This is a genomic window from Dialister succinatiphilus (assembly GCF_928721695.1).
In the GTDB taxonomy this organism is placed as follows: Bacteria; Bacillota; Negativicutes; order Veillonellales; family Dialisteraceae; genus Dialister; species Dialister succinatiphilus.
In genome coordinates this window covers 1,199,142-1,222,463 of record NZ_OV788641.1, presented here as the reverse complement: position 1 = coordinate 1,222,463, position 23,322 = coordinate 1,199,142, and the positions used below count along the sequence as shown (strand labels likewise).

Below are 23,322 nucleotides of genomic sequence, written 5' to 3'. Positions count from 1 at the left end.
GATTCACTGGCACCGTCTGATTTCATAAGAAATTGTATTTGACTGTTATCATAACCCAATACCCTCTGACAAAAGGGGCTGTGAAAAAATGTAAATCATTTCCTCACAGCCCCTTTTTCCTGTCTTTTATAAAAATTTTAAAATTCCTTAAACCGCAGGCCCTTCCGGTTATATATAATCTGGAGAGAAAGAAGAACTCATTTATGTGCTATAATATACATTGGCATACAGCCTGACCTGGAGGATGATTATGATATCAATTGTGACGCCTGTCTATAACGAAGAAGGCAACGTGGTATACTTTCATGATGAAGTGACAAAAGTCATGAAGGAACTGGCCATGGATTATGAAATCATTTATGTAAATGATGGATCCAGGGATCGCACGGACGAGCTGATTCATCAGCTGGCAGACCGGGACCCCCACGTGCGGGCCCTGACCTTCGCCCGGAATTTCGGGCACCAGATTGCCATTACCTGCGGCATGGACTTTGCCAAAGGCGATGCGGTGATTACCATGGACGGAGACATGCAGCATCCGCCGGCCCTCATTCCCAATCTCATCGAAAAATGGCAGGAAGGCTATGACATTGTGCAGACCATCCGCACTGCCACTGAGGACGCCGGATTTTTAAAAAAGATAACCTCCTCCGGCTACTATGCGGTGATTAATTCCATTTCCACCACCCGGGTGGTCCCGGGAGGTTCCGATTTCCGACTGATGGACCGGAAAGCGCTGAATACGTTCCTGAAGTTCCGGGAGCACAGCCGGTTCATCCGCGGTATCGTAGGAGGCCTTGGATTCAGACAGACATCCATCGAGTTTGAAGCGCCTGCCCGTCATGCAGGGGTTTCCAAATTCTCCATGAAGAAAATGATTCACTTTGCCATGGATGGCATTATTACCAATTCCACCATCCCTCTGCGCATTTCCTTCTACATCGGCCTTTTGTCCGCCTTTGCCGGATTTCTGCTGATTCTCCACGTCCTCTACTGCGTCATTACCGGACAGGCCGTGCCCGGCTGGGCCACCATGACCATCCTGATTTCCATTTTCGGAAGTCTCAACCTCATGTGCCTTGGCATTCTGGGCGAATACATAGGCCACGTATTTGAAGAAACAAGAAACCGCCCCCTCTACTGGCTCTCCGACGACAGCGCCGCCCACGAGGACAACCCTTATTATAAAACCCACAGTAACGGGAACCCCCGGTGATTCCCCGTTTTTCCAATTTCATAAGGCAGAAGGCTGCCTTGAGGAAGCGGAGGAATGCCCCCGCTCCTTTGCAGTGTCCCCTGCCGGGAAGGATAGAGTTATGAGTGATACCCCCTTTTTTGAAAGCGAACTTTTTGCAGAGCTGAAAGAAGACCTGACCCAGTCTTCCCGTTTTACTGCCACCTACCGCATTGCGGCCCCGGACTATGAAGAAGCCAGGAAGCTGGCTTTTGGCATCTGCGTCGAACAGACCGTAGAATGCCCCTACGAGCTGGTGAAGGGAACTCCCATCGGCGATACCATCGTAGGCCAGATCGAAGACCTGAAAAAGGCAGAGCCCGGCGCCTACTACGCCACCATTTCCTATGACCCAACGGCAGTGGGCAATGAAATGGCGGAGCTTCTGAACATGCTCTTCGGCAATACAAGTCTCCAGCCCGGTATCAAGCTCATGTCCTTCGACCTTCCTGAAGCCATGTATGACAACTATCCCGGTCCCCGCTTCGGCCGCACGGGCCTTCGGGATCTCTGCGGCGTACCCCGGGGACCCATTCTCATGAGCGCCATCAAACCTTTGGGCAGAAGCCCCAAGGAACTGGGCCAGATGGTGTATGACCTGGCCATGGGAGGCTGCCCCATCATTAAAGACGACCACAGCCTCATGAACCAGGACTATGCCCCCTTCGAGGAAAGAGTCCTTCAGTGCGTCATGGCACTGGCCGATGCTAAAGAGAAAACCGATAAAAAGAGCATGTACATTGCCAACTGTACCGCCGACGGCCTCCAGTTCCTGGATAGGGCCTACAAGGCAAAGGAAATCGGTGCCGACGGCATCATGGCAGCGCCTGCCATTACCGGTTTCACCATGATTCGCGACCTGGCCAGGGATCCGGACTTTAACCTTCCTATTTTCCTCCATCCCTGCTTCTCCGGCCCCCAGGTTCTTTCCAGAGAATCGGGCATTTCCCCCTTCTGCTACTACGGCCAGCTCTCCCGCCTGGCCGGCGCTGACGCCGTCATTTTCACCAGCTTCGGCGGCCGCTTCTCCTTCTCCCGGGAGACCTGCACCAACATCTGCGAAGGCACCAATGAAAAAATGGCCTACCTCCGCCCCATTTTCCCCATTCCCTCCGGCGGCATGAGATGGCAGCTCTTCAAAGACATGTACAAGACCTACGGTGCCGATACCATTTTCCTCGTAGGCGGCGCTCTCCAGACTGAAGGGCCAAACCTGACGGACAATGTGAAATTCTTCCTTGAAAAGTTGGAAGAAGCACAGCAGTAACATCATAAAAAGGTCTGTGAAGAAATGTAAATCATTTCTTCGCAGACCTTTTTTATGCTTTATTTTCCGAAATCCGGATCCTTCAGGATATCCTTGTACATTTCAATATACTTATCCGGTCTCCAGTCCGTTCCGTCTACTGCCGGGTTATGTTTGAAGGCATAGCGGCTTGCCAGGGACAAATCCACGGTGGCGGTGAACATTTCAATTTCCGGTGCATCTTCATCGGTAAATTTCCGTCCTGCATAGTAATAGAAGGACCAGGGATGCTTCTGTCCCGGCCCGATAATGGAGCTGCCGCCCCAGAAATAGTTATCCACATCCAGGCCGCCAATATTGGCAGAAGCGATGTAAATGCCATTCTGGATCACCGAGGCTTCCAGGGTGGGCGAACCGAAATAAGGGCCATGGCATTTGGCCAGGGCTGTACTGTTGATGAGGAGGCGGCAGCCCTTGGCCACATAGTACCGGGTCAGTTCCGGGAAGGCATAATTATCATAGCAGATGGCGCAGCCAATAGGGCCCCATTCGGAATGGAGGATGAAAGGCTTGTCCCCCCGGGTGGCCCAGTTCGGTTCCGGAGAAGGCAGGTGCATTTTGTGATAAGCCCCTTCCAGTCCTTTCGGCGAGAAAATGGCCAGCCCGTTATAGATGATATCCGGATTCTTATCATCCCTGATGGGCATGCCGAAGATGACATACATGCCCAGTTTCTTTGTGAGCTCTGCCACCTCCAGCGTACTTGGCCCCGGCACCGTTTCCGCCAGCTTGTACTGCATCTTTTCTTTGAAAGGCTTATCTGCTTCATCGTCGTAGCCGGTGAGGCTCATTTCCGGGAATATAACGATCTGGCTGCCCTTGCGGTAAGCACATTCGATATATTCTTCAATCCGTCTCAGGTTGGACGCCTTATCGCCCCACACAGGATGAAAAGTAACCACCGAAATCGTACAGATATCCTTCATGATAAACCCTCCTTGTAAACAAAAAAGTGCCTACAGGGAAAATCCCTATAAGCACCTTTGCTTGATTTGTATGGCTTCAGTATAGTCCCCTTCCGGAGGAAAGTCAATCTTTCTTCAGGAGACTGTGGTGGTTTTTGCCACGGGGCCATGAAAATTCTTTTCTTCCTTCACTTCCCATTTTCTTTTATCCACTTCATTTCTCCAGCGAAGCACGGCGGCAATGAGGAAAGCCAGCGCCAGCATGGCGGAGAAGAGATGAAGGGTAGCTGCATAGCCGCCGGTATTTTCCTTCATGAATGCCAGGATCAGGGGACCGGCTACACCGGCAATGCCCCAGGCAGTAAGGATGGACCCATGAATGGAGGACAGCTGTTTCACGCCGAAAATATCGGACAGGTAAGCGGGCATGCAGGAGAAGCCGCCGCCGTAGCAGCTGATAATGAGAAGAACCAGAGCCTGGAAAATGAGACCTTCCGTGGTAATGGAGAGCTGGTAGAAAGCCCATACTTCCAGGGCAAAGAATACCATGTAGGTCACGCCGCGGCCGATCCAGTCAGAAACGGTGGACCACACGATACGGCCGCCGCCATTGACGATGCCGATGATGCCTACCAGAGAGGCCGCCTGAACCGGCGTCATGCCGATAACTTCCTGGGCCATGGGAGAAGCCACGGCCAGAAGACCGATGCCGCAGGTAATATTGGTAAAGAAAATCCACCACAGAGCAAACCATTTCCAGCTATGCATCGCTTCTTTTCTCGTCATCTGAGGACCTACCACGGTGCGTTTCCTGCCCATAGCCGCTTCCCGGCGAAGCACTTCTTCCAGCATAACTGGGATTTCACCCTTCTTCGGCGGACGGAGATAGGAAGCGGAAAGGGAAATAATCACCGCATAGGCAATGCCAAGGATGAGGAAATTGGCAGTCAGGCCATAGGTGTCAGTGAGATAACGCATGAGCGGTCCTGCCACAAGGGCGGCAAAGCCAAAGCCCATGATAGCCAGGCCAGTGGCAAAGCCCCGGTGTTCCGGGAACCATTTCACCAGGGTGGACACAGGGGTGATATAGCCGGTGCCCAGCCCGATACCGCCGATCATGCCGTAAAAAATATAAAGGAGCATCGGCGAATGGACGTGGACAGCCAGCGCCGTGCCCAGAAGGCCGGTGCCGAAGAAGGCTGCCGATACCAGACCGGACCGGGACGGTCCCATCCGTTCCACCACGCCGCCCAGAAAGCCGGCCGACAGCCCCAGAAACAGAATGGCAATAGAAAAGGCCCAGGTGGTTTCCGAAAGGGAAAGACCCATAGCCGCCATAACCGGCTTCGTCAGCACACTCCATGCATACACACTGCCGATGCAGATGTGGATGCCCACAGCTGCCAGGGCAATAAGCCAGCGATTTTTCTTTTTCATTTGAAATCCCTCCATAAGCAGTAAGCAATGAAGGGAAACCGGAGACGCAAAGACCGTCTGAGTAGGTTTCCCTGCCCAGACGGTCGGCTGATTCAGATAATACCGGTTCACGTGGTCAATTCCACATTTCTCCGTCAGTTCCGGTATCTCTTTCGTTTGTGCATACAGAATACCATGGAAAGAGAAGTATGTCAAGGATTTTCTATATGGTTTAGTGGACTGGGGATTGGGGAATGGGGAATGGGGTTGAGGGTGCCACTTTGGGGCAGAATCTTTGCCCCTGCAGGCAAAAGGTTATATTCGCTAAACTCTAGAGGGCAGCTGATTCGGGGGCCTCAATCCCCGCCTGCAAAAGGAGGCGTCAACCTTCAAGAAGAGAGTTTCCTGCCATCAACGCAGGCAGATACTCAATCCACCTTCACCAGTCTGGCCCTAAAGGCGATATCCCTGGTGGTATCCATGCTGTCAAAACGGATGCGGTAGGAATTGTTCTTTTCATCCACCTCTTCAATGGTGCCCATGCCGAAGACGGTGTGCCGCACCCGGCAGCCCACGGGAAAATGGCCTTTGTCCCCATCATCCTTCAGGTAGGCGCTTGTTCTTTCCACATAAGCCTTCCCCGCCTTCCAGAGGGATTCATTCACTGGCGGATCAAAGGAGAGGTACTTTCTGTCTATGTCCAGAATGAAACGGGAAGGGAAACGGGGCGTGCCGTCCAGATTCGTCCCCTCCGCCTCTGTGAGGTAGAGCTCATCCTCTGCCCGGGTCATGGCCACGAAGGCCAGGCGCCTTTCCTCTTCCATACCTCTTTTCGTCCTTGTCTTCCGGGAGGGGAAGATGCCTTCATTCATGCCGCAGAGGAACACCACCGGAAATTCCAGACCCTTGGCGGTATGGACGGTCATAAGCCGCACCGCATCCCTCTCCGGCCCCCGGTCCATATTGGAAAAGAGAGCCGCATGGTCCAGATAGTCGGAAATGGACGTTTCTTCCCCTGCCGTTGATTCATACTCAAAAATAGACTGCTTCAGCTCTGCCAGATCATCCAGCCGCTCCTGGCTGCCTTCGGTGCGGAGCATTTTTTCGTAGCCGCTTTCATCCAGAATGGCAGACAAAACCTCGGACACCTGCTTCCCTTCGCTGTCCTTGGTAAAGTATTCGATGAGCTCGATGAAATCGCCGGCCTTTGTCTTTTTGAAAAGGGGATCTTCCACATACTTCTTCAGCGTTTCATAGAGGCTTGTGTTCTCTTCCTGCGCCTTTTCCGTGAGAAAATCCATACGGCGCCTTCCTATATTTCTCTTCGGCTTATTGACAATGCGGCGGAAAGCCATGTCATCTCTGCAGGCAATCATGCGAAGATAGCAGAGAGCATCCTTGATTTCCATACGGTCGAAGAACTGGGCACCGCTGTAAATCACATAGGGAATATCCGCCTTTATCAGTCCTTCCTCCAGGTTCCGGGTCACATAATGGGCCCGGTAGAGAATGGCTATGTCGCTGTATTTCCGGCCCGATGCATGAAGTTTTTTGACAGCCGACGCCACTGCTTTGGCCTCTTCCCCGCCGTTGGCCGCTGCCATCACGGTCACAGGCCTTCCCTTTTCCTTATGGGAAATCAGATTCTTGGGGATGCGGTTCTCATTCTTATCAATCAGGGAATTGGCGGCATCCAGGATGTCCGGCGTGGACCGGTAATTGTCATCCATAATGATGGTTTTCACATGGGGAAATTCCCTGTCAAAATGCAAGAGATACCGCACATCGGCGCCGCGCCAGGTATAAATGGTCTGGTCCGGATCCCCTACAATGAAAAGGTTGTTGTGATATCCGCAGAGGGCCTTCATGAGCCTGTACTGGAGAGGATCGATATCCTGGAATTCATCAATCATGATATACTCCAGCCGCTTCTGCCACTTCAGCCGGATGTCCTGGTTTTCCTCGAAAATATAGAGGGTAAACTTGATGAGGTCATTGTAGTCCAGGGCGAAGCATTTCTTTTCCTGGTACAGGTAGCCGTAGAAAATGATGTCTTCCACCGTAAGGGCCTGGTGGTACTTTTCATAAAGGAGGGACAGGGGCATGGCAATCATGTCTTTATAATACTCCGGCTGCCACACACACTTTTTCATTTCAATCATGTCCCTGGCCTTGTTGAAGGGCATATCCCGAAGAGTCAGCCCCCGCTCCTCGTAAATCATCTGCAGCATGTCATCAATGTCCGAATTATCGATGACCAGGAAATTTTTCGGATAGGATACGGCATGGCTGTCTTCCTGCAGCACCGACACGCAGAAGCCGTGGAAGGTATTGATGTATCCCGTATCATTGTCTCCAGTGAGGCTGTGGATGCGCCGCGCCATTTCCCTGGCTGATTTATTGGTAAATGTAACGCAGAGGATATGCCCCGGCAGGATGCCCAGCTCATTCACCAGGTAGGCGAACCGGTAGGAAAGGGCTCTGGTCTTCCCTGATCCTGCCCCGGCAATGACCCGTACATAGCCTTCCGTAGAAGTGACTGCCTCTTTCTGCTTTTCATTCAGCTCATTCCATAATGCGTCCATAACTGCCCTCCGAACTTATATTCTAAGTCCATTATACAATAGGATGGGCATAATGCAAAGGGTGCGGCTGTTAAGAGAGGCTGTGCAGAAGGGTTGTGAAAAAGGGTTCGAAAGTTCAAAAGATTGTGGTGGCGGCTTCGCCGCATGATACAATGCCGCCCATGACTCCATCCTACTGCCACACAATGCAGGCAATCCCTGCCAGGGTAAGCACTGCGCCTGCCAGCTGGCGGAGCTTCAGCTTTTCTCCATAGAAAAGGGCGCCGGTCACCATGAGGGCCGCCACAATGAGGCTGTTGGTCAGAATGAAGGAGGTCTGCACCATCCAGCCGGCCCGGTACATGTACACCACGCCCAGTTCGATGCCTACAATGGAACATCCAAGACCCAGGGCCCAGGGATTCCAGGAAAGCAGTGCCTTCCCCCGGTTTTCCCCTTTCGGCGCCAGGAAGAAATATAAAAGGAAGGATGCGAAAGAGGCAGAGAGATAGGTCAGCACCAGGGCTGCCAGGGGATGGATGCCGCTGGAAATTTCCTTGACTCCCACCTGGTAAGCAGTGCTGCAGCATACAATAAGGCCAATGGGCCACCAGAATTTCATAGATTACCTCACAATCAGAAACATGCCTGCTGCTGCCAGACATATGCCTGCCTGCTGCAGAGGGCGCAGCGATTCCCCGTACATAAAATGGCCCACCATGAGCAGCACCACAATGGCCAGGGCTGTATACACAAGGAATCCGATATTCATAGGCCAGCCGGCCCGGTACATGAAAATGGAACCCACCTCCAGCCCCGTTATGGCAAGCCCCACCAGAAGCGCCGCCGGATGGGGCGGCCAGATTTCATGGAAAATATGACCTCCCGGTATGAGCATTTCAAAAAGAAGGGCGCAGAGGCAGGCACTGACCAGGTAGGTCATGCCCAGAGCGGCCAGCGGACTTTTCAGGGAAGACAGCCGGCGGGCACAGACCTGGTAAAACACATCGGCCAGCACCACCAGCCCCACCGGCCACCAAAGATTCCACAGCTCCATATTTTCCTTCCTTTCCTGCGGTATAAAAAAAGTGTTTTCCCCATTTCTCCCGGCTCACTGCCGTACCTGCGGAAATAGGGAAAACACCTGGATTCATAAATCCTCTGCCCCACCCGGTGGCGAAGCAGCGTGTAATCATATTATAGCATAAGGGGAGCGGCTTCGCCGCCCCATGTTCATAAAGTAAAAAAGGTGCCGCTTCGCCGCCGGCTGCGGCCTGCCGATGAAGGCAGATTGTACAGAAGGGCTAAGAACATAAGGTTATGAAGTTTGACCGGCCTTTGGCCGGAGAGCCCTTAAGTTTGACGGGCCCTTTGGGCCCGAGGGTTATGGTGGCGGCTTCGCCGCATTATAAAATGGCGCCAAAGGCGCCCACTTTGCCTCCACGGAGTGGGCTTTATAACTTTCTTTGAATCCATTTGCATTGAGGAATTCAGCCTTCTGATGTCTGCCGTCTGACAGTCTAACGTCTTCCCGCCGACCGGTATTTATCAGTATTTATCCCACCGCCTCCACGCACCGAGATCCTTCGCTCCGCTCAGTATTCTGGTCATAGGTCAAGTCTTTTTTTTGAAGAAATTTATTATTTTTTCTTAAAAAAGTGTAACCTTAACACACCACCGGGTAAATTGATTTTTTCGAATATATTCCGGCGTTCGATCTTTCTATTCCAACGTTACCATTACTTTGTTATCGGAATACAGCTGATGTTTATCCAGTAATGTAAAGATCAGCCGGACGATCTTTCGAGCAACGAGATTGAGTGCGGCCCTGTATGGAAATAGGGTCTTACGACTGCGAATACGTTCATATGCCTCGCGATATTTAGCGCTGTAGTTTATGATCTGTCCTGTAGCTAAGAGCACATAATAGCGGAGATACACATCACCGGCTTTTGACAGATGCTTAACCGGGCTTTCTGATTGACCGGATTGCTTTCCTCTCCAGGTTAATCCTATGTATTTAGCTAGGGCATCATCGGTTTTGAACCGCTTGATATCGCCAATTTCCGCTAGGAGCCCTCCGGCTATGACTGGTCCGACGCCGTCGATTGACAGCAGGATCTGATATGAGTCGCTTGAAAAACTTTTGGCCATTGTCTCAATGGACTTGTCCAATTTCTTTATTGCAGCCTCAAGAGAGTGTATAATGAAAAAGGACACGGATAATCCCGAAGTCAGTGGCTCATAAACCCTTTTGTCCAACCGATAGGAATTGCGGGCTGCCTTCTTCACTTTTTCGACGACATCTAAAGGATGGGAAAATCTTCCGTGTCCTTTTTCTGTGATGAAATTGAGCAGTTCCTCATCGGACAGACTGAGGATTTCATCAGGGCCCTGAAAGGTTGTCAGCAGCTCCTGGCAGGTGGTGGTCCATACATTACAAAAGGGATTCTCTCCTGTCATAAGTCCGCTGCATTCAAGGTAGATGCTGTTTCCGGTCGAGTTCTTCACTATTCCCATGAGTTTGGCGATGCGGAATCTCAAACGTGTAAGTACCCGCAAGCCAAGCAGTTCTGGCCCTTTCCAAGGGCGTGACCGGATTTTGTTGGAACGCGCATAATCGGCAATAACCATGGCATCGACATAGTCGTCTTTCCCTACATCCGTAAAAGTTTTCTTGTAAGCATGAATCTCTTTGGGATTAACGGAATAGACGATGGCTGGGATGTGTCCGTTAAAATGTGCAACGGACAGAAATGTTGCCAGGTGAAAAGAATAAACCGAAGTAGCCTCTAACGCAATGACAACCTGTATGACATCAGGATAGAATTTCAAGAAGTCACTGACTTTTTCGACAATTCCTACAGATCCAGCAGGAGTGTTAGGAGCGGAAAAACGCAGATGCGCGTGCCCAGGATGGTCCTCAGGGGAAAAAGGCATCGCATGCACAACGTTCTCTTTCATCGAAACGTCTATACCAACAAACAAAGAATGGAGTAATTCATATTGTTTCATAATCGCACCTCCTTCCTGGCAACATTCATGAAATAGGAGAAGGAATCCTGATCTCAAACTCCCTCTAAAATCTCGTTAATAGGCAATCACCCGTGGAGGTAAATCGTTTACTGGAAGAAGCTCCGCCCGGGGCCGCAAATTCTGAAGTAGGCAGAATGGGAGAAAGAGCCAGGCGAGAATACTGAGCTGGCGGTAGAACCGCAGGATGACTTGGTCGTCTTCTGAGCTATTCCATGTTACTTTCATCGTAGCACCAGGATTCCCTACCCATCAAGATGGGCAATGGAAGTATTTGACTTCATGCCCTACACATACTATACGAGGATGACAGCGTTCGGCGGAAGGCGGATAGCCGATAGCAGCTTCTACTCTCCCACTAGCTCACTAGCCCACCAGCTCACTAGGGAAGCGCTGATTAAATCATTGTTTGCTTTTATTCTTGAATTTTTATGCAATGCAAGGAATGGGCTGACGCGAATAGCGAGCTATTTAAGGAAGCCCATGACGAAACAGTGCATAAAAATTCTTATAAAAGAAAACTCTATGAATTAATCAGTGTTTCCCTAGCACACCAGTCCACCAGCTCACTTTCCTTCCAGTATTTTGAAGAATTCGCTTACCGCTGCCAGCCCTTTTTTCAATGTTTCCTCGTCGTGGCCGTAGCCTACGCGGAAGGAGAAGGGCTCATCGAAACAGTCTCCCGGTACGGTGAAGGCGCCGGTTTCGTAGTACATGCGATGAGAAAACAGAGTGGAGGGCAGAGGGAAATCATAGTAAACCAGAGCCATGGTGCCTGCCTTTGGTTTCACGAAGGAAGCATGATTTTCCCCATGCACCCAGTCTTCCAGAATGGGAAGGTTGTGCTGGAGGATGGCCCTGTTGCGCTGCAGGATTTTTTCCCTATGGCGAAGGGCCAGAGCTGCCACGGCTTCATCGAAGAGACTGCAGCTCACCAGGTCATAGTCCCTCACCCGTCGGAACTGAGCCAGTGCTTCCTCATCCTTTGTGGCCAGCCAGCCCAGACGGAGTCCTGCCAGGGAGAAGGCCTTGGACATGGAGCCTGTGGCAATGCCTTTCTCATAGAGGTCCGCCACTGAAGGGCAGCGGTCTTCTTCCCTTTGGGAAACGCCGGCATAGACTTCATCGCAGAAAAGATAGGCCCCTGCTTCTCTTGCAATGTCCACGATTTCTTCCATCATATCCTTTGGAATCAAAGAGCCCGTAGGGTTGTTGGGGTTATTGAGGCAGATCATGCGCACCCCTTCCCTGGCTGCCTGCCTGAGCTCTTCCAGGTCCGGCATGTAGCCCCTTTCTCTTTTCAGATGGAGCACTGTCACCTGGGCTCCCAGGGACCGGGGCGCCGAATAAAACTGCTGATAGCTGGGCGCATAGGCAATGACCCTGTCGCCGGGCCGGATGAGGGAAAAGAAAATATGCTGGTTGCCGCCGGTGGCACCATGCTCCGTCAGGATTTCATCAGGAGAAATATGCTCATAGAGGTGCGAAATTTCCTCCTTCAGCTCCCGGTCGCCCCAGATGGGACCATAGGTCTGCTCCCTTTGGAAAAAGGTTTCCATGAAATCCTGCCGGTCTTCCCCGGAAAGGGTAAAAAGTTCATTCAGGGTCAGGGGCTTTGCACAGGTATCGGTAATATTGTACCGGGCCCCTTCCTCATACCGGTCCATCCAGTCTTCTACGCCAAACTGCTCAACAATCATGTCTTTCTCTCCATCCATACCACATGAAACGCTTCATTCCCCGCTCTGCCAGTTCTTGCATACATCCACCCAGCCTTTGGCCCGGGACGCCTTTTCCAGTTCATCCAGCGTCAGCTTCACGGCGCTGTGGTCCGTACCAGCTGCGGGATACACAATGTCAAAACGCTTCAGGGACACATCCAGGTACACCGGCACTGCCTCCGGAAGGGCAAAGGGGCATACGCCGCCAGGGCGATGGCCGATATACCTTTCGCAGTCTGCTCCGGGAATCATTTTGGCTTTCTTATGAAAGGTTTCCTTATATTTATGATTGTCCACCCGGGCATCGCCTGCCACCACTACAATGAGCGGCGCATCGTCCACCAGAAAGGACATGGTCTTGGCAATCCGTGCCTCCTCGGTTCCCAGTGCTTCTGCCGCCAGTGCCACAGTGGCGCTTGATTCTTTCAAATCAATGCACCGGTCCGAGAGGCCGAAGGGTGCCAGATAGGCTTTTACTTTTTCAAAGGACATAGAAATCCTCCTTGCTGTAATTTTTCTCCATAATGATTAACTATACCACGAAGGGAAAGGCCCTTTCAATAGAAAAGAGACAGCTCCTCGCGCTGTCTCCATAAGGAAATCAATCTTTCACTCTGCCGAAGGGTACCTTCATCTTTAAATCAGGGGGAATGTAGTCATCCCTTCCCCACTCCCCGATATGCATGGTCCCCTCTTCCCCTATATCCACTCTGCAGAGAGCACAGTTTCCGATGGGGTGCTTCCACAAATCATTGAGCCCATAGCCGGCGATTTTGAAAAGGATGGTGCTGAGGCAGCCCATATGGGATACCAGCAGTATACGTTTTCCCTTGTTCTTCTCTGTCATGGAAAGGAAAGATTTCCACGCCCGTTCCTGCACGGATGCAAAGCTTTCCCCGCCGTCAATGTGCACATCGCCGGGCATGCTCCGCCATATATCATACTGCCCCGGATAAAGCTCATCCATTTCATCCGGCGAATGCCCGTCCCAGCGGCCTAGGTTGATTTCAATGAAACCTTTTTCAGAAATCATCGGGACAGCCCTTTTTCCCCGGATGATGTCCGCCGTTTCTACCGCCCTTTTCAGGGGACTGGTGTAAATCACATCCAGCGGGACTGAGGCCATCATTTTCGCCGCACAGGCTGCCTGGGCTCTCCCCCTTTCATTCAGGGGGATGTCGCTCCACCCCTGCAGACGGTGAGCTTTATTCCAGTCCGTTTCTCCATGCCGTATCATGTATACCCTAGTCATTGCCTGCCTCCTTCTCTATCAGTATCATACCACTTTTTTCCCCATGGCCGCCAAGAGGGCAGGAGAAAATGGTTCATAGAAGGCAGGAATACAGTCCAGCGGTAAACGGACAGCCCCTTTTTCCCCATTTCCTCTGCCTCACGCCGAAAGGAAGATTTCCAGTCCGATGCCCATGAGGATCAATCCGCCGGCCACGGTGGCCTTGTCCGCCAGCTTCATGCCGAAGTGTCTGCCCAGAACAATGCCGGCAAGGCAGATAAGAAAAGTCACCACGCCGATAATGGCAGATGATACCACAGCTTCCCTCGCCCCGAAAGAGGCGATGGCAAAGCCCACGGACAGAGCATCCATGGAAGTGGCCAGTCCCTGGAGGAGGAGACAGGAGAAACTGGTTTCCGGGCACACCTCTTCTTCCTCTCCCGAAAGGCCGTCTCGAATCATCATGAGGCCCAGGGTAAAGAGAAGGACCAGGGAAATCCAGGGAATATAGGGGAGAAGGCTCTGGAAGAGATCCACCACCCAGTGGACGCATATCCATCCCAGAAGAGGCATGAGAAACTGGAAAAAGCCGAAGGTGCCGGCAATGAGGGCCATTTTCCTCTTCTTCATGAAAGGCTCGTGAATCCCGTTGGCCAAAGACACGGAAAAAGCGTCCATGGCCAGACTTGCTCCCAGAAGCACACTGTTAAAAAGAAATAAAAAATCCATTGTCCCACTTCCTGAAAGAACGATCTCACGAAGCCATCAAAAAAAGACTCCGTGCAGGTAAAAACCATGCACGTGAGTCTCGCAATTTCAAGGAAAGCCAGGCCGGAAATACTGATTTTTGGATAACTCATGATGTCATCAGTTTTTCCTTCACGCCAGTATGTTGACTTACTCCACAGGGTGGCTGCTACTCCCTCACTTATTGAGAATCATACCATGTTCCTCTCCCCTTGTCAAAGGAAAAAGCCCATAAATACTGAATTTTCTAATCGAAATCCATTCTCAATCAACTTCCATCTCAGAAAGCACCTCATCCCAGCTGTCATACCATGCCTCTGCCAGAGGAACCATGCGATTCCTGTCCTTTTCTGAATACCTGTCATAAATAAGGCCTGCCGGAATGCCCGCTGCCCGGGCTGCCATGAGTCCTGCCAGGGAGTCTTCAAAAATGAAGCACTCTTCCCTTGTCTTTTTCAGGTCTGCCATGAGCTTCTCATGGACCTCCGGCGACGGTTTGATGGAAGACACATCCTCTCTGGTATAGATGGCTGTAAAGTACCTGTCCAGCGACGCTTTGGACCGGATATTTTCATTCAGATGGCGGTATATATCCATGTTGGCCCTTTTGGTGGTAGTGGCAATGACCAGGGTCTTTTCCAGGCCATGGAGCCTTTGAATCACCTCCGGCGCCCCTTTCTTGTAGTCCACCTGATGGATGAGAAAATCCCGGGAGATTTCATAGCGCTTTTGGAATACTTTTTCGCCGCTCCAGGAGCAGCCGCAGTGCCTGGCCAGAAAAAGGCAGTAGGAAAGGTAGGGATTTTCCTCATTCCCGTGGTCTGCAAGAAAGGCATCCCGCCTTCTTCCCACCGCCATTTCCTCTTCTGCCGCGCCTCCCATGGCTGCCATAAGGGCCTGGTCCACCTGGTTCCATATGCCTATGGAGTCAATGAGGGTACCGTCCATATCAAAAATGATGGTATTTCTCTGAAGAAAAGATGTCCTATTTCCCAAAGGGCTTCACTCCTGCCACTGCTTCTCTGGCGTCAATCCGCTTTTCTCCATGATCCATATCGATGAGCACGTAGCGATCATTGCCCATGCCCAGTTCCTTCATATAAGTGAGCTGGCGAAGGCCGTGGCGGGATTCCATCCGTTCCACCAGGTCATGATGGTCTTCTTCCTTCATGGCATATACCATGTCCACCGAAGCCTGGTCGATGGCAAGGATATCCAGAGAAGCCAGAATGCCCACGTTCGGTGTCACCACAGGCTGGGCATTCACGCCTTCACAGTCGCAGGATACGGACATATTCCGCATCACATTGATAAAGGCTATGTGTCTGCCGAAATAATCCACTGTGGCCTTGGCCGATTCAGTCATTCGTTCCATAAACTCTTCCTCTGCAATAGACCACTGGTCCTTGCCCGGATAGGTATGAATCATAGCCTTGCCGATACGTCCGTCGGCGCAGCCGATGCCGATATTCTTATTGGAACCGCCAAAGCCTCCCATCGTATGGCCTTTGAAATGGGTGAGCACCAGCATGGAATCGTATTGGGTCTCATGGCTGCCTACGGACATTTCGGTGAACCATTTGCCTCCTTTCACCGGAAGCATGGTGGTGCCTTCTTCGTCCATAATATCCACCGGTGCAAAGGTCCAGCCGTTGACTTCCAGCGTTTTCCGATGCTCTTCCGTAGTATAGCGGTCTCCGTCATAATAGGTATTGGTTTCCACAATGGCGGCATTGGGGATTTCCTTCTCCATCAGTTCCTTCACCCAGGGACGGGGAATGATATTGGGGCCATGCTGCTCCCCGGTATGAAGCTTCACTGCCACTCTGCCGGTAAGGTTCTCTTTGATTTTCTCATACAGCCGGATAAGGCCCTCTGCCGATAAATCACGGGTGAAATACACAATGGACTCGTTTCCCTTTCTTTCCTCATAGGGAATGTAATGCTCCCCGCCAAGTCCTGCTTTTTTCTCCTGTTCCATTTCTTTTTCTCCTTTCATAAGAAAAACCTGCCCTTCGGCAGGCCCTTCTACTCTTCGTCCAGAAAGCGCGCCGCCTCCGGATTTTTCCGGATTTCCCGTATATCTTCTTCCGTAGGATACACCGGAATATCCCTGTCATGGTTCACCAGACAGAGAAATCCAAGGATGTCTCCCATATCCGCCTTAAACTGGTGCCATTCCCAGGGAGCAATGGTGATGAAATCTCCTTCATGGACTTCCACCACCTGATTTCCCAGAAGGGCATGGCCCTTCCCTTTGAAAATCATAACCGCGTGCATGTGCTTATGGTGCTCAAAGGAGGAAAAGCCTCCCTTTTCCACCTGGAAATAGCGGAACTGCACCGGAAGGTCCGCCTCGTTGTCAAAAAGGACCTGCTTGGTCACATCCCGGAAAACACCGGGGTTTTCTTTGTAAATATGGGGCTCTATGCCGTCCCACCTGTTTTTGTCCTGATGAAAGCGATGTATCATATGTCCTCCTGTTCTATGCTTATTTTATCATAGAGAGGAATACACAGGAAACTGTTTCATCCTCCTTATTATAGAAACTTAAAGGGCACTTGAGTCAAGGGGGAGATAGTAGGCTAGTTCACTAGTTCACTAGTCCACTAGTCCACTAGTCCACTAACTCAAAAAACGCCTCCCCAGGGGGAAGCGTTTTTGGCTGCAGACTATTTCAGCACACCGATTTCCTTGTAGTATTTTTCAGCGCCCGGATGGAGCGGTACGCCGGCAATGTCTTTCACTGCATTTTCTGCGGTAAGGCCTTTCAGGTTCTTCTGGGACTGTCCCATTTCATCCATATGTTCCCACAGAGTCTTGGTGAGCTGGTACACCACATCGTCCGGAAGATCGCCGCGGCAGAACATGACCATCTTAATGGCGGAGGTCTGAATGTCCTTATCCTGGTTTGGATAGGTGCCTGCCTTGATGGTGTAGCTGGTGTACCAGGGGTACTTAGCTTTCAGTTCCTTCATAAGGTTGTCGTCAATGGGCACCAGATGGGCACCGCTGGTGAGAGCCTGGGTAACAGCGGAAGCGGGAGCGCCGGACATGATCCAGGCGCCGTCGATGGAACCATTCTGAATCATATCAGCTGCATCGCCGAAGGTAATGTATTCTGCCTTGATGTCGTCAGGGAACTTCATGCCTGCCGTGGTAAGGTGAGCCTCTGCTTCGTTATACACGGAAGAGCCGGCGGAAGCTACAGCAAAATGCTTGCCTTTGATATCCTGAATTTTTTCAATGCCCGAATTGGCGCTGGCCACCACCTGGTTCGGATTGAGGTACAATCCGCCGATGACCTTCAGGTCCGGATAGGCATGGTCTTTGAATGAGTCCAGACCCTTATAGCACTGGTACACATTGCTGGCAATGGCAATGGATACCTGGGCTTCCCCGTCAGATACCATGTTCAGGTTTTCAATGCCGCCGGCAGAGGCCTGGCTGGCTGCCTGGACGCCGGGAACGTTATTGCTCCACATATTGGTAATAGCTGCCCCTACGGCATAGAGGGCCCCCGATGCTCCGGCGGTGGGGAAATTGATTTTCAGGGTCTGTCCTGCAGCCGGCTTGGCACTGCCGCCTTTTTTGTCATCTCCGCACCCTGCCAGGGCACCTGCCATCACCATGGCCGCCATGGATACAGCCAATACTTTTTTCCAGTTTTTCATACTGTTTCCTCCCTTACTGCAATTCTTCACTAATATATCACAGAAGCCCGGCGTAAACCCAAAAACCAGGGCCCCTGTTTCTGCTATGCTGCTTCGATTTCTTTCTTCTCTTTATTTCTTCTCATCCACTGGTAAATGCATACCGCCGCAATACCTGCAGCACCGGCCGCATCGGTAAGGACGCCGGGCAGAAGCAGGAACGGCGATGATGCGATGAGGATAATCCTTTCCACCAATGTGCAGCGGCGAAGGATCCATCCTTCCAGCCCGGCCACCAGGGCAAAGGTGCCCACCATGGCCGTAAAGACTGCCCATCCCGTATCAAAGAGAGTGGCTGTCTTGGACACGCCGATGAGAAGCACCGGATTATCCAGGAAAAAGAAAGGAATAATAAATCCGATCAGTCCCAGACGCACCGCCCAAAGGCCTGTCTTCGTCTGGTCCGAATCAGCAATGCCCGATGCCACATAGGCAGACATGGCTACCGGCGGAGTAATGTTGGACAGGCAGGCGTAAATCAGGCAGAACAGGTGAGCAATGAGAGGCATGGCCCCTGCTTTAATCAGCACCGGTACTGCCACGGCCTGCACGATAACGTAGGCAGCCACACCGGGAACGCCCATGCCCAGAATGGCGGACATAATCATGACCAGGAACCCCGCCAGGTAAATGCTTCCTCCATTCACCACAGAAAGGATCAGATATCCCATATTGAGTCCCAGGGATGTGAGGGTCACCGTACCGATGATAACACCGATGATGACACAGCAGACCCCGACGGAAATGGCACTCTTGGATCCCTCCACCACAGCTGCCAGAATTTTGTCCGGCGTCATGCGGGTATCCTTCCGAAGCCAGCTGGCTCCGATGGTAACGAAAATGGAAATCACCGCTGCATAGAGAGGTGTGAATCCCGCAAACATGAGGCCGATAAGGCTGATCAGAGGCAGTACCAGATGGCCCTGCTCCCTGATGACCTTCATGGCATCAGGAATATTTTCTTTGGCAATGCCGGATAGGCCCAGCCTTTTGGCTTCAAAGTGAACGGCCAGAAGAAGACCCACATAGTAGAGAAGCGCCGGTGTTACCGCAGCCAGAGCCACATAGGTATAAGACAGATTCAGAAATTCCGCCATCACGAAGCCCACGGCTCCCATAATAGGCGGCGTAAACTGGCCGCCGGTGGATGCCACCGCTTCTACGGCTCCGGCAAATTCCTTCTTGTAGCCGGTACGCTTCATCAGGGGAATGGTAATGGTGCCGGTGGTAGCCACATTGGCAATGGCGGAACCATTGATCATGCCCATGAGACCCGACGCAATGACTGCCACCTTGGCAGGGCCGCCGGAGGTGCGGCCCACCAGGGTAAGGGAAAAATCATTGATGAAATGGGAAAATCCGCTGTATTTCAAAAATGCACCGAAAACGACGAACAGGAAAATATAGGTCGCCGATACACCGATACCGGTGCCCAGAAGGCCCTGGGTGCCCCAGAACTGGGTAATGAGCACACGCTTCAGCGTAAATCCGTTATGTCCCAGATATCCCGGCAGGTAAGCGCCAAACCAGTTGTACGCCAGGAACAGGGCCGCCAGAATGGCCAGATTTCCCGAAGCACGCCGGGCTGCTTCAAATACGCAGATAATGGCTACAAAGGCGATGCCGATTTCCAGACTGCTGATGCGTCCTCCCGTCTGGGCAATGCGGGTATAGTTGAAAATCAGGTACAGGAAAGACCCTGCAGACCCCAGAATAAAGAACCAGTCCCACAGCGGCGGCAGTTTCCTACGCCTCTTCTCCTTCTTATACGTAGGAAATAAAAGAAAGGTAAATACCAGAAGGAAAATGCAGTGGATAGCCCGAAGGTTGATGGCACTGATGGCGCCGATGGTGGTGAAATACAGCTGAAAGGCTGTCCATACACATAAAAGGACCACAATGGCTTTCCCCAGAGGTCCATCATAGATCCTCATACGGGAATCGACATCCTTATCCTCCAGCATTTTTTGAGCCTTCTTATCCAGCTCCGCTTTCGTCCCCTCCACATCTTCCAGGCGGACGTCTGCTTTTTCGTTGTTCATTTGTTAAAACTCCTCCTATACTTCTATCCTCCCCCAGGGATACCCCTGCTTGGAAAGTAATTAATGAAAGTATACCACGAAAGGAAATCCTATGCCACCAGGACTGATGAGCCGCCGGAAAAGCAGGCACCTGGTATGGGAAATGGGGAATGGGGATTGGGGAATCGGGAATGGGGAATCGGAACGGGGAAATCGGAACGGGGAATCGGAAAGTGCTTCCGCCGGCAGGGAAAGGGGCAAGCCCATCTTAGTGTAAAATTTTACTCGGTAGGGGAATTTTTCCAGAAACAATAAAAGAGGAAAGCCTCCCCTTGAGTGGAAATGTTATAATTTCCGTGCACAAATAAAACAAAGAAAGGGCTTTCCTCATGGATATTATAACAAAAACTGGAGAAATTTGGAGTGAAAATGTAATTGGTGCAGTCATTTCTCTCATTAAGGAATCTGATGACTCTATCGAGGCTGAAAGGAAGCTAACTCATTGGCTCACTGAAATGAACTGTCAGCTTATAGCTATGGCCCTGGCGCGTATTGACACTGAGCTGTATCAGATTTACAAGGCACAGGGGTGGCGTGTAGCGCGCCGGGACTCTAGGACGATTTGCTGTCGCTATGGAGAGCTGACCTATGCCCGAAGACTTCTGCAGAAAGATGGGAAGAGCTTCTATCCCCTGGACCGCAAAATGGGCTTTGAACCCAGAAAGCACTACAGCCTGGGAATGATTGAGCGGATTGTCGAGGCTGTCGCAATTACCACATCTCGCAGTGCCAGCGAACTCCTGCAAAGCCTGGCAGGGATTACCATCTCCCATCAGTCCGTTATCTCACTCAAGAATTATGCCGGTAAGAAGGCAAAGGCTTACGAAAAAACATTGGCAGAAGAGGAAAAGGTTGAAAAGCCGACACAGCCGGAAATTATAGCGATTGAAGGAGATGGAATTGTACTCAAGAACAAGGAGAAAGGCGGCGTTTCGGAAGTGCACCGCATCCAGGTATATGAGGGAGTCAGGAAAAATGGCAACAGGACAGAACTGGTAGGACTTCGCTGCTTTGCATCTACCAGCAGAAAAGAACTTTTTGCAATGGTAAGAAGCTATCTGCTTGGACACTATGACCTGTCTAAGACCACAGTGCTGTCGAATGGGGATGGAGGGTCCGGATACCAGTTTCAGGACTTTGAGCGAATGGTAGAAGGCTGCCTGGATCACCAGCACTTCCGCGACTGCTATCATGTGCATGAAAAGATCCGGACCCGGCTCAGCTTCTGCAACAAGGAACTGGTAGACCACATTATCCGAGAGCTTCACCGGACCGATAATATTATGAAACAGATTCCGGTATGGATGGACACTGCCCGGAGCTGCGCCCGAACAGAGGAGGATTTGGAGGAGGTAGACAAGCTGCAGAGCTATCTGGAGAGAAATGCTCCCTATATCCCTAGCCTGAGTCAGCGCGGCATCCATACAGAGATTCACCTGGGGACTGCAGAAACAAATCACCGGTTCTACAGCTATCGCATGAAGCGGCAGGGACGGAGCTGGTCCAGCGAGGGAATGGAGTGTATGGTTTGGGTATTGACCGCCCGGAAGAATAAAACACTTACAGCAGCTCTCCTGTACCATGCTAATGGGAAAAGCTACAAAAAGATGGATAGAGCCATGCACAAGGCTGCGGTGCAGGCAGAGCGTAAAATCGCCCAGAATGTCCGGAGTGAGGCGCAGAAGCGTAAGATGAGAAACTATAGGCCGGGATGCCTGGAGGGACGTATAGGCGTTTATGGAGCTTCTTCTTCACCAATGGGGAGACTGGCCAAAGCTATACAGAAATACTGATAAAACCGAAGCCACGGAGATAGTAATCATCGACAGTCAAATGAATTACCGAGGAAAACTTGACACTTACCAAGCCCATAATTCCCATAGCCCCACCGGAGTCTCTGTAGTATAATGATAAATGTGATAATTATTCTCTATTACAGGAGGTTTGCTATGAAAGAAACATACAGCAGAACAAAATCCGTATGGCAGCGCATGAATCAGAAAGAGCGAAAGGCCGTTATGGATTATGGCGAGAAATACAAAGCTTTCCTTGACACCGCCCGCACGGAACGGCTGGCAGCGGCTGAAATCATCCGCCAGGCCGAGGAAAAGGGATTCAAACCGGTATACACCATGAAATCCCTGAAGCCCGGCGACAAAGTATACTGGAACCAGAAAGGCAAATCGGTCATTCTGGCCGTCATCGGCGAAGAACCGGTGCATGAAGGCATCAAAATCGTGGGCTCCCACATCGACTCTCCCCGGCTGGACCTGAAAGCCAACCCGGTGCACGAGCAGGAAGGGGTGGTCTATTTCCGCACCCACTACTACGGCGGCATCAAGAAATACCAGTGGCCCACCATTCCCCTGGCCCTCATCGGCGTCATTTACACCAGAGATGGAAAGAAAGTGGAAATCAATGTGGGCATGAAGGAAGAAGACCCCATTTTCTACGTGTCCGACCTTCTCATCCACATGGCCCAGGACCAGATGAAGAAGACCCTGGCCGAAGGCATTACCGGCGAACAGCTGCAGGCCATTGCCTGGACCAACGCCGAAGGCAAAGCCAAGCCGAAGGAGCTGTTCATGAAATGGCTGAAAGACACCTATGGCATTGAAGAAGAAGACTTTGCCACCGCCGAACTGGAACTGGTTCCGGCCACAAAGAGCCGGGACGTGGGCTTCGACCGTTCCCTCATTGCCTCCTACGGACAGGACGACCGGGTATGCTCCTATGCCAACCTGGAAGCCATTCTGGACGCCAAGTCGGGGGTTAAGACCCAGGCCGCTCTCCTCACCGATAAGGAAGAAATCGGTTCCTACGGCAACACAGGTATGGAATCCTCCTACTTCGTGAAATTCGTCATGAAACTTCTCTCCCTCCAGGGACAGGATACCATCCTTGATTTCTATGAAACCATGGAAAACAGCGAAATGCTTTCTGCCGACGTAAACTCCTGCCTGGACCCCATGTTCCCCGAAGTTTCGGAAAAGGACAATGCTTCCTTCATGGGCTACGGCATTAACCTCACCAAGTACGGCGGCGCCCGGGGCAAAGCGGGCAGCAATGATGCCAATGCGGAATTCCTGCAGAAAATCCGCACCATCTTCAACGAAGCCGGCGTATGCTGGCAGATCGGCGAACTGGGCAAAGTAGACCAGGGCGGCGGCGGCACCATCGCCTTCATGATGGCCGACTGGGGCGCTGAAGTGGTGGACTGCGGCACAGCCATGCTGTCCATGCACTCCCCCTACGACCTCCTCTCCAAGGCCGATGCCTACGAAACCTACCTGGCTTACAAAGCATTCTTTGAAAGTAAATAAAAAGTAATAAAAAGGACTGTGAAAAAATGGAAATCATTTCTTCACAGC

At 51.5% G+C, this 23,322-nt stretch carries 19 protein-coding genes and 1 riboswitch; of the genes, 4 read left to right on the top strand and 15 right to left on the bottom strand.

Annotated elements, in window-relative coordinates; translation table 11 throughout:
- Window positions 1-250: 250 nt before the first annotated feature.
- Window positions 251-1,216 carry a glycosyltransferase family 2 protein gene (locus NW747_RS05010; protein ID WP_273188240.1) on the top strand — a complete coding sequence of 322 codons (966 nt, stop codon included), beginning with the start codon at window positions 251-253 and terminating at the stop codon, window positions 1,214-1,216.
- 100 nt (window positions 1,217-1,316) lie between these two features.
- A complete protein-coding gene (locus NW747_RS05005; RefSeq protein WP_273188239.1) occupies window positions 1,317-2,501 on the top strand; it encodes a RuBisCO large subunit C-terminal-like domain-containing protein in 1,185 nt (394 codons plus the stop codon).
- A gap of 59 nt (window positions 2,502-2,560) precedes the next feature.
- Here NW747_RS05005 and NW747_RS05000 read toward each other — a convergent pair whose 3' ends face one another.
- From NW747_RS05000 to NW747_RS04930, 15 genes are all read right to left on the bottom strand, one after another.
- Entirely contained in the window at window positions 2,561-3,466 is a 906-nt protein-coding gene (locus NW747_RS05000) for a carbon-nitrogen hydrolase family protein (RefSeq protein WP_273095312.1), read from the bottom strand.
- A 114-nt stretch (window positions 3,467-3,580) separates the two neighbouring features.
- Complete coding sequence (locus tag NW747_RS04995) at window positions 3,581-4,882, bottom strand: L-lactate MFS transporter (RefSeq protein WP_273188238.1); 1,302 nt, start codon at window positions 4,880-4,882, stop codon at window positions 3,581-3,583.
- A gap of 66 nt (window positions 4,883-4,948) precedes the next feature.
- A riboswitch (ZMP/ZTP riboswitch) is annotated at window positions 4,949-5,034 on the bottom strand.
- 255 nt (window positions 5,035-5,289) lie between these two features.
- A complete protein-coding gene (locus NW747_RS04990; RefSeq protein ID WP_273188237.1) occupies window positions 5,290-7,446 on the bottom strand; it encodes an ATP-dependent helicase in 2,157 nt (718 codons plus the stop codon).
- 172 nt (window positions 7,447-7,618) lie between these two features.
- Complete coding sequence (locus NW747_RS04985) at window positions 7,619-8,047, bottom strand: EamA family transporter (RefSeq protein ID WP_273188236.1); 429 nt, start codon at window positions 8,045-8,047, stop codon at window positions 7,619-7,621.
- A gap of 3 nt (window positions 8,048-8,050) precedes the next feature.
- Window positions 8,051-8,482, bottom strand: coding sequence for a hypothetical protein (locus NW747_RS04980; protein WP_273188235.1), 432 nt, complete (start codon window positions 8,480-8,482; stop codon window positions 8,051-8,053).
- Window positions 8,483-9,147: 665 nt separating this feature from the next.
- Window positions 9,148-10,440, bottom strand: coding sequence for an IS110 family RNA-guided transposase (locus tag NW747_RS04975; RefSeq protein WP_273186860.1), 1,293 nt, complete (start codon window positions 10,438-10,440; stop codon window positions 9,148-9,150).
- 584 nt (window positions 10,441-11,024) lie between these two features.
- Window positions 11,025-12,158, bottom strand: a complete 1,134-nt coding sequence (locus NW747_RS04970; RefSeq protein WP_273188234.1) for an aminotransferase — start codon at window positions 12,156-12,158, stop codon at window positions 11,025-11,027.
- A 33-nt stretch (window positions 12,159-12,191) separates the two neighbouring features.
- Window positions 12,192-12,671 carry a YbaK/EbsC family protein gene (locus NW747_RS04965; RefSeq protein WP_273188233.1) on the bottom strand — a complete coding sequence of 160 codons (480 nt, stop codon included), beginning with the start codon at window positions 12,669-12,671 and terminating at the stop codon, window positions 12,192-12,194.
- Between the two features lie 109 nt (window positions 12,672-12,780).
- Window positions 12,781-13,431: a histidine phosphatase family protein gene (locus NW747_RS04960; protein WP_273188232.1), complete on the bottom strand. Its 651-nt coding sequence runs from the start codon at window positions 13,429-13,431 to the stop codon at window positions 12,781-12,783.
- Between the two features lie 138 nt (window positions 13,432-13,569).
- Window positions 13,570-14,139, bottom strand: a complete 570-nt coding sequence (locus NW747_RS04955; RefSeq protein ID WP_273188231.1) for a manganese efflux pump MntP — start codon at window positions 14,137-14,139, stop codon at window positions 13,570-13,572.
- A 282-nt stretch (window positions 14,140-14,421) separates the two neighbouring features.
- The gene (locus NW747_RS04950) at window positions 14,422-15,153 is read right to left on the bottom strand and encodes an HAD family hydrolase (protein ID WP_273188230.1); all 732 of its coding nucleotides are present in this window, start codon (window positions 15,151-15,153) and stop codon (window positions 14,422-14,424) included.
- Window positions 15,143-16,138, bottom strand: a complete 996-nt coding sequence (locus NW747_RS04945) for a DUF362 domain-containing protein (protein WP_273095288.1) — start codon at window positions 16,136-16,138, stop codon at window positions 15,143-15,145. The genes NW747_RS04950 and NW747_RS04945 overlap by 11 nt, the downstream gene beginning before the upstream one ends.
- 47 nt (window positions 16,139-16,185) lie before the next feature.
- Complete coding sequence (locus tag NW747_RS04940) at window positions 16,186-16,629, bottom strand: cupin domain-containing protein (protein WP_273188229.1); 444 nt, start codon at window positions 16,627-16,629, stop codon at window positions 16,186-16,188.
- 200 nt (window positions 16,630-16,829) lie between these two features.
- Complete coding sequence (locus tag NW747_RS04935; protein WP_273188228.1) at window positions 16,830-17,831, bottom strand: TAXI family TRAP transporter solute-binding subunit; 1,002 nt, start codon at window positions 17,829-17,831, stop codon at window positions 16,830-16,832.
- Between the two features lie 83 nt (window positions 17,832-17,914).
- Window positions 17,915-19,912, bottom strand: a complete 1,998-nt coding sequence (locus tag NW747_RS04930) for a TRAP transporter permease (RefSeq protein WP_273188227.1) — start codon at window positions 19,910-19,912, stop codon at window positions 17,915-17,917.
- 368 nt (window positions 19,913-20,280) lie between these two features.
- Between NW747_RS04930 and NW747_RS04925 the strand changes: the two genes are divergently transcribed.
- Together NW747_RS04925 and NW747_RS04920 are read left to right on the top strand one after the other, a co-directional pair.
- Window positions 20,281-21,744, top strand: coding sequence for an ISLre2 family transposase (locus NW747_RS04925; RefSeq protein WP_273188226.1), 1,464 nt, complete (start codon window positions 20,281-20,283; stop codon window positions 21,742-21,744).
- Window positions 21,745-21,900: 156 nt separating this feature from the next.
- Window positions 21,901-23,274: an aminopeptidase gene (locus NW747_RS04920; protein ID WP_273188225.1), complete on the top strand. Its 1,374-nt coding sequence runs from the start codon at window positions 21,901-21,903 to the stop codon at window positions 23,272-23,274.
- The last annotated feature ends 48 nt before the right edge of the window (window positions 23,275-23,322 follow it).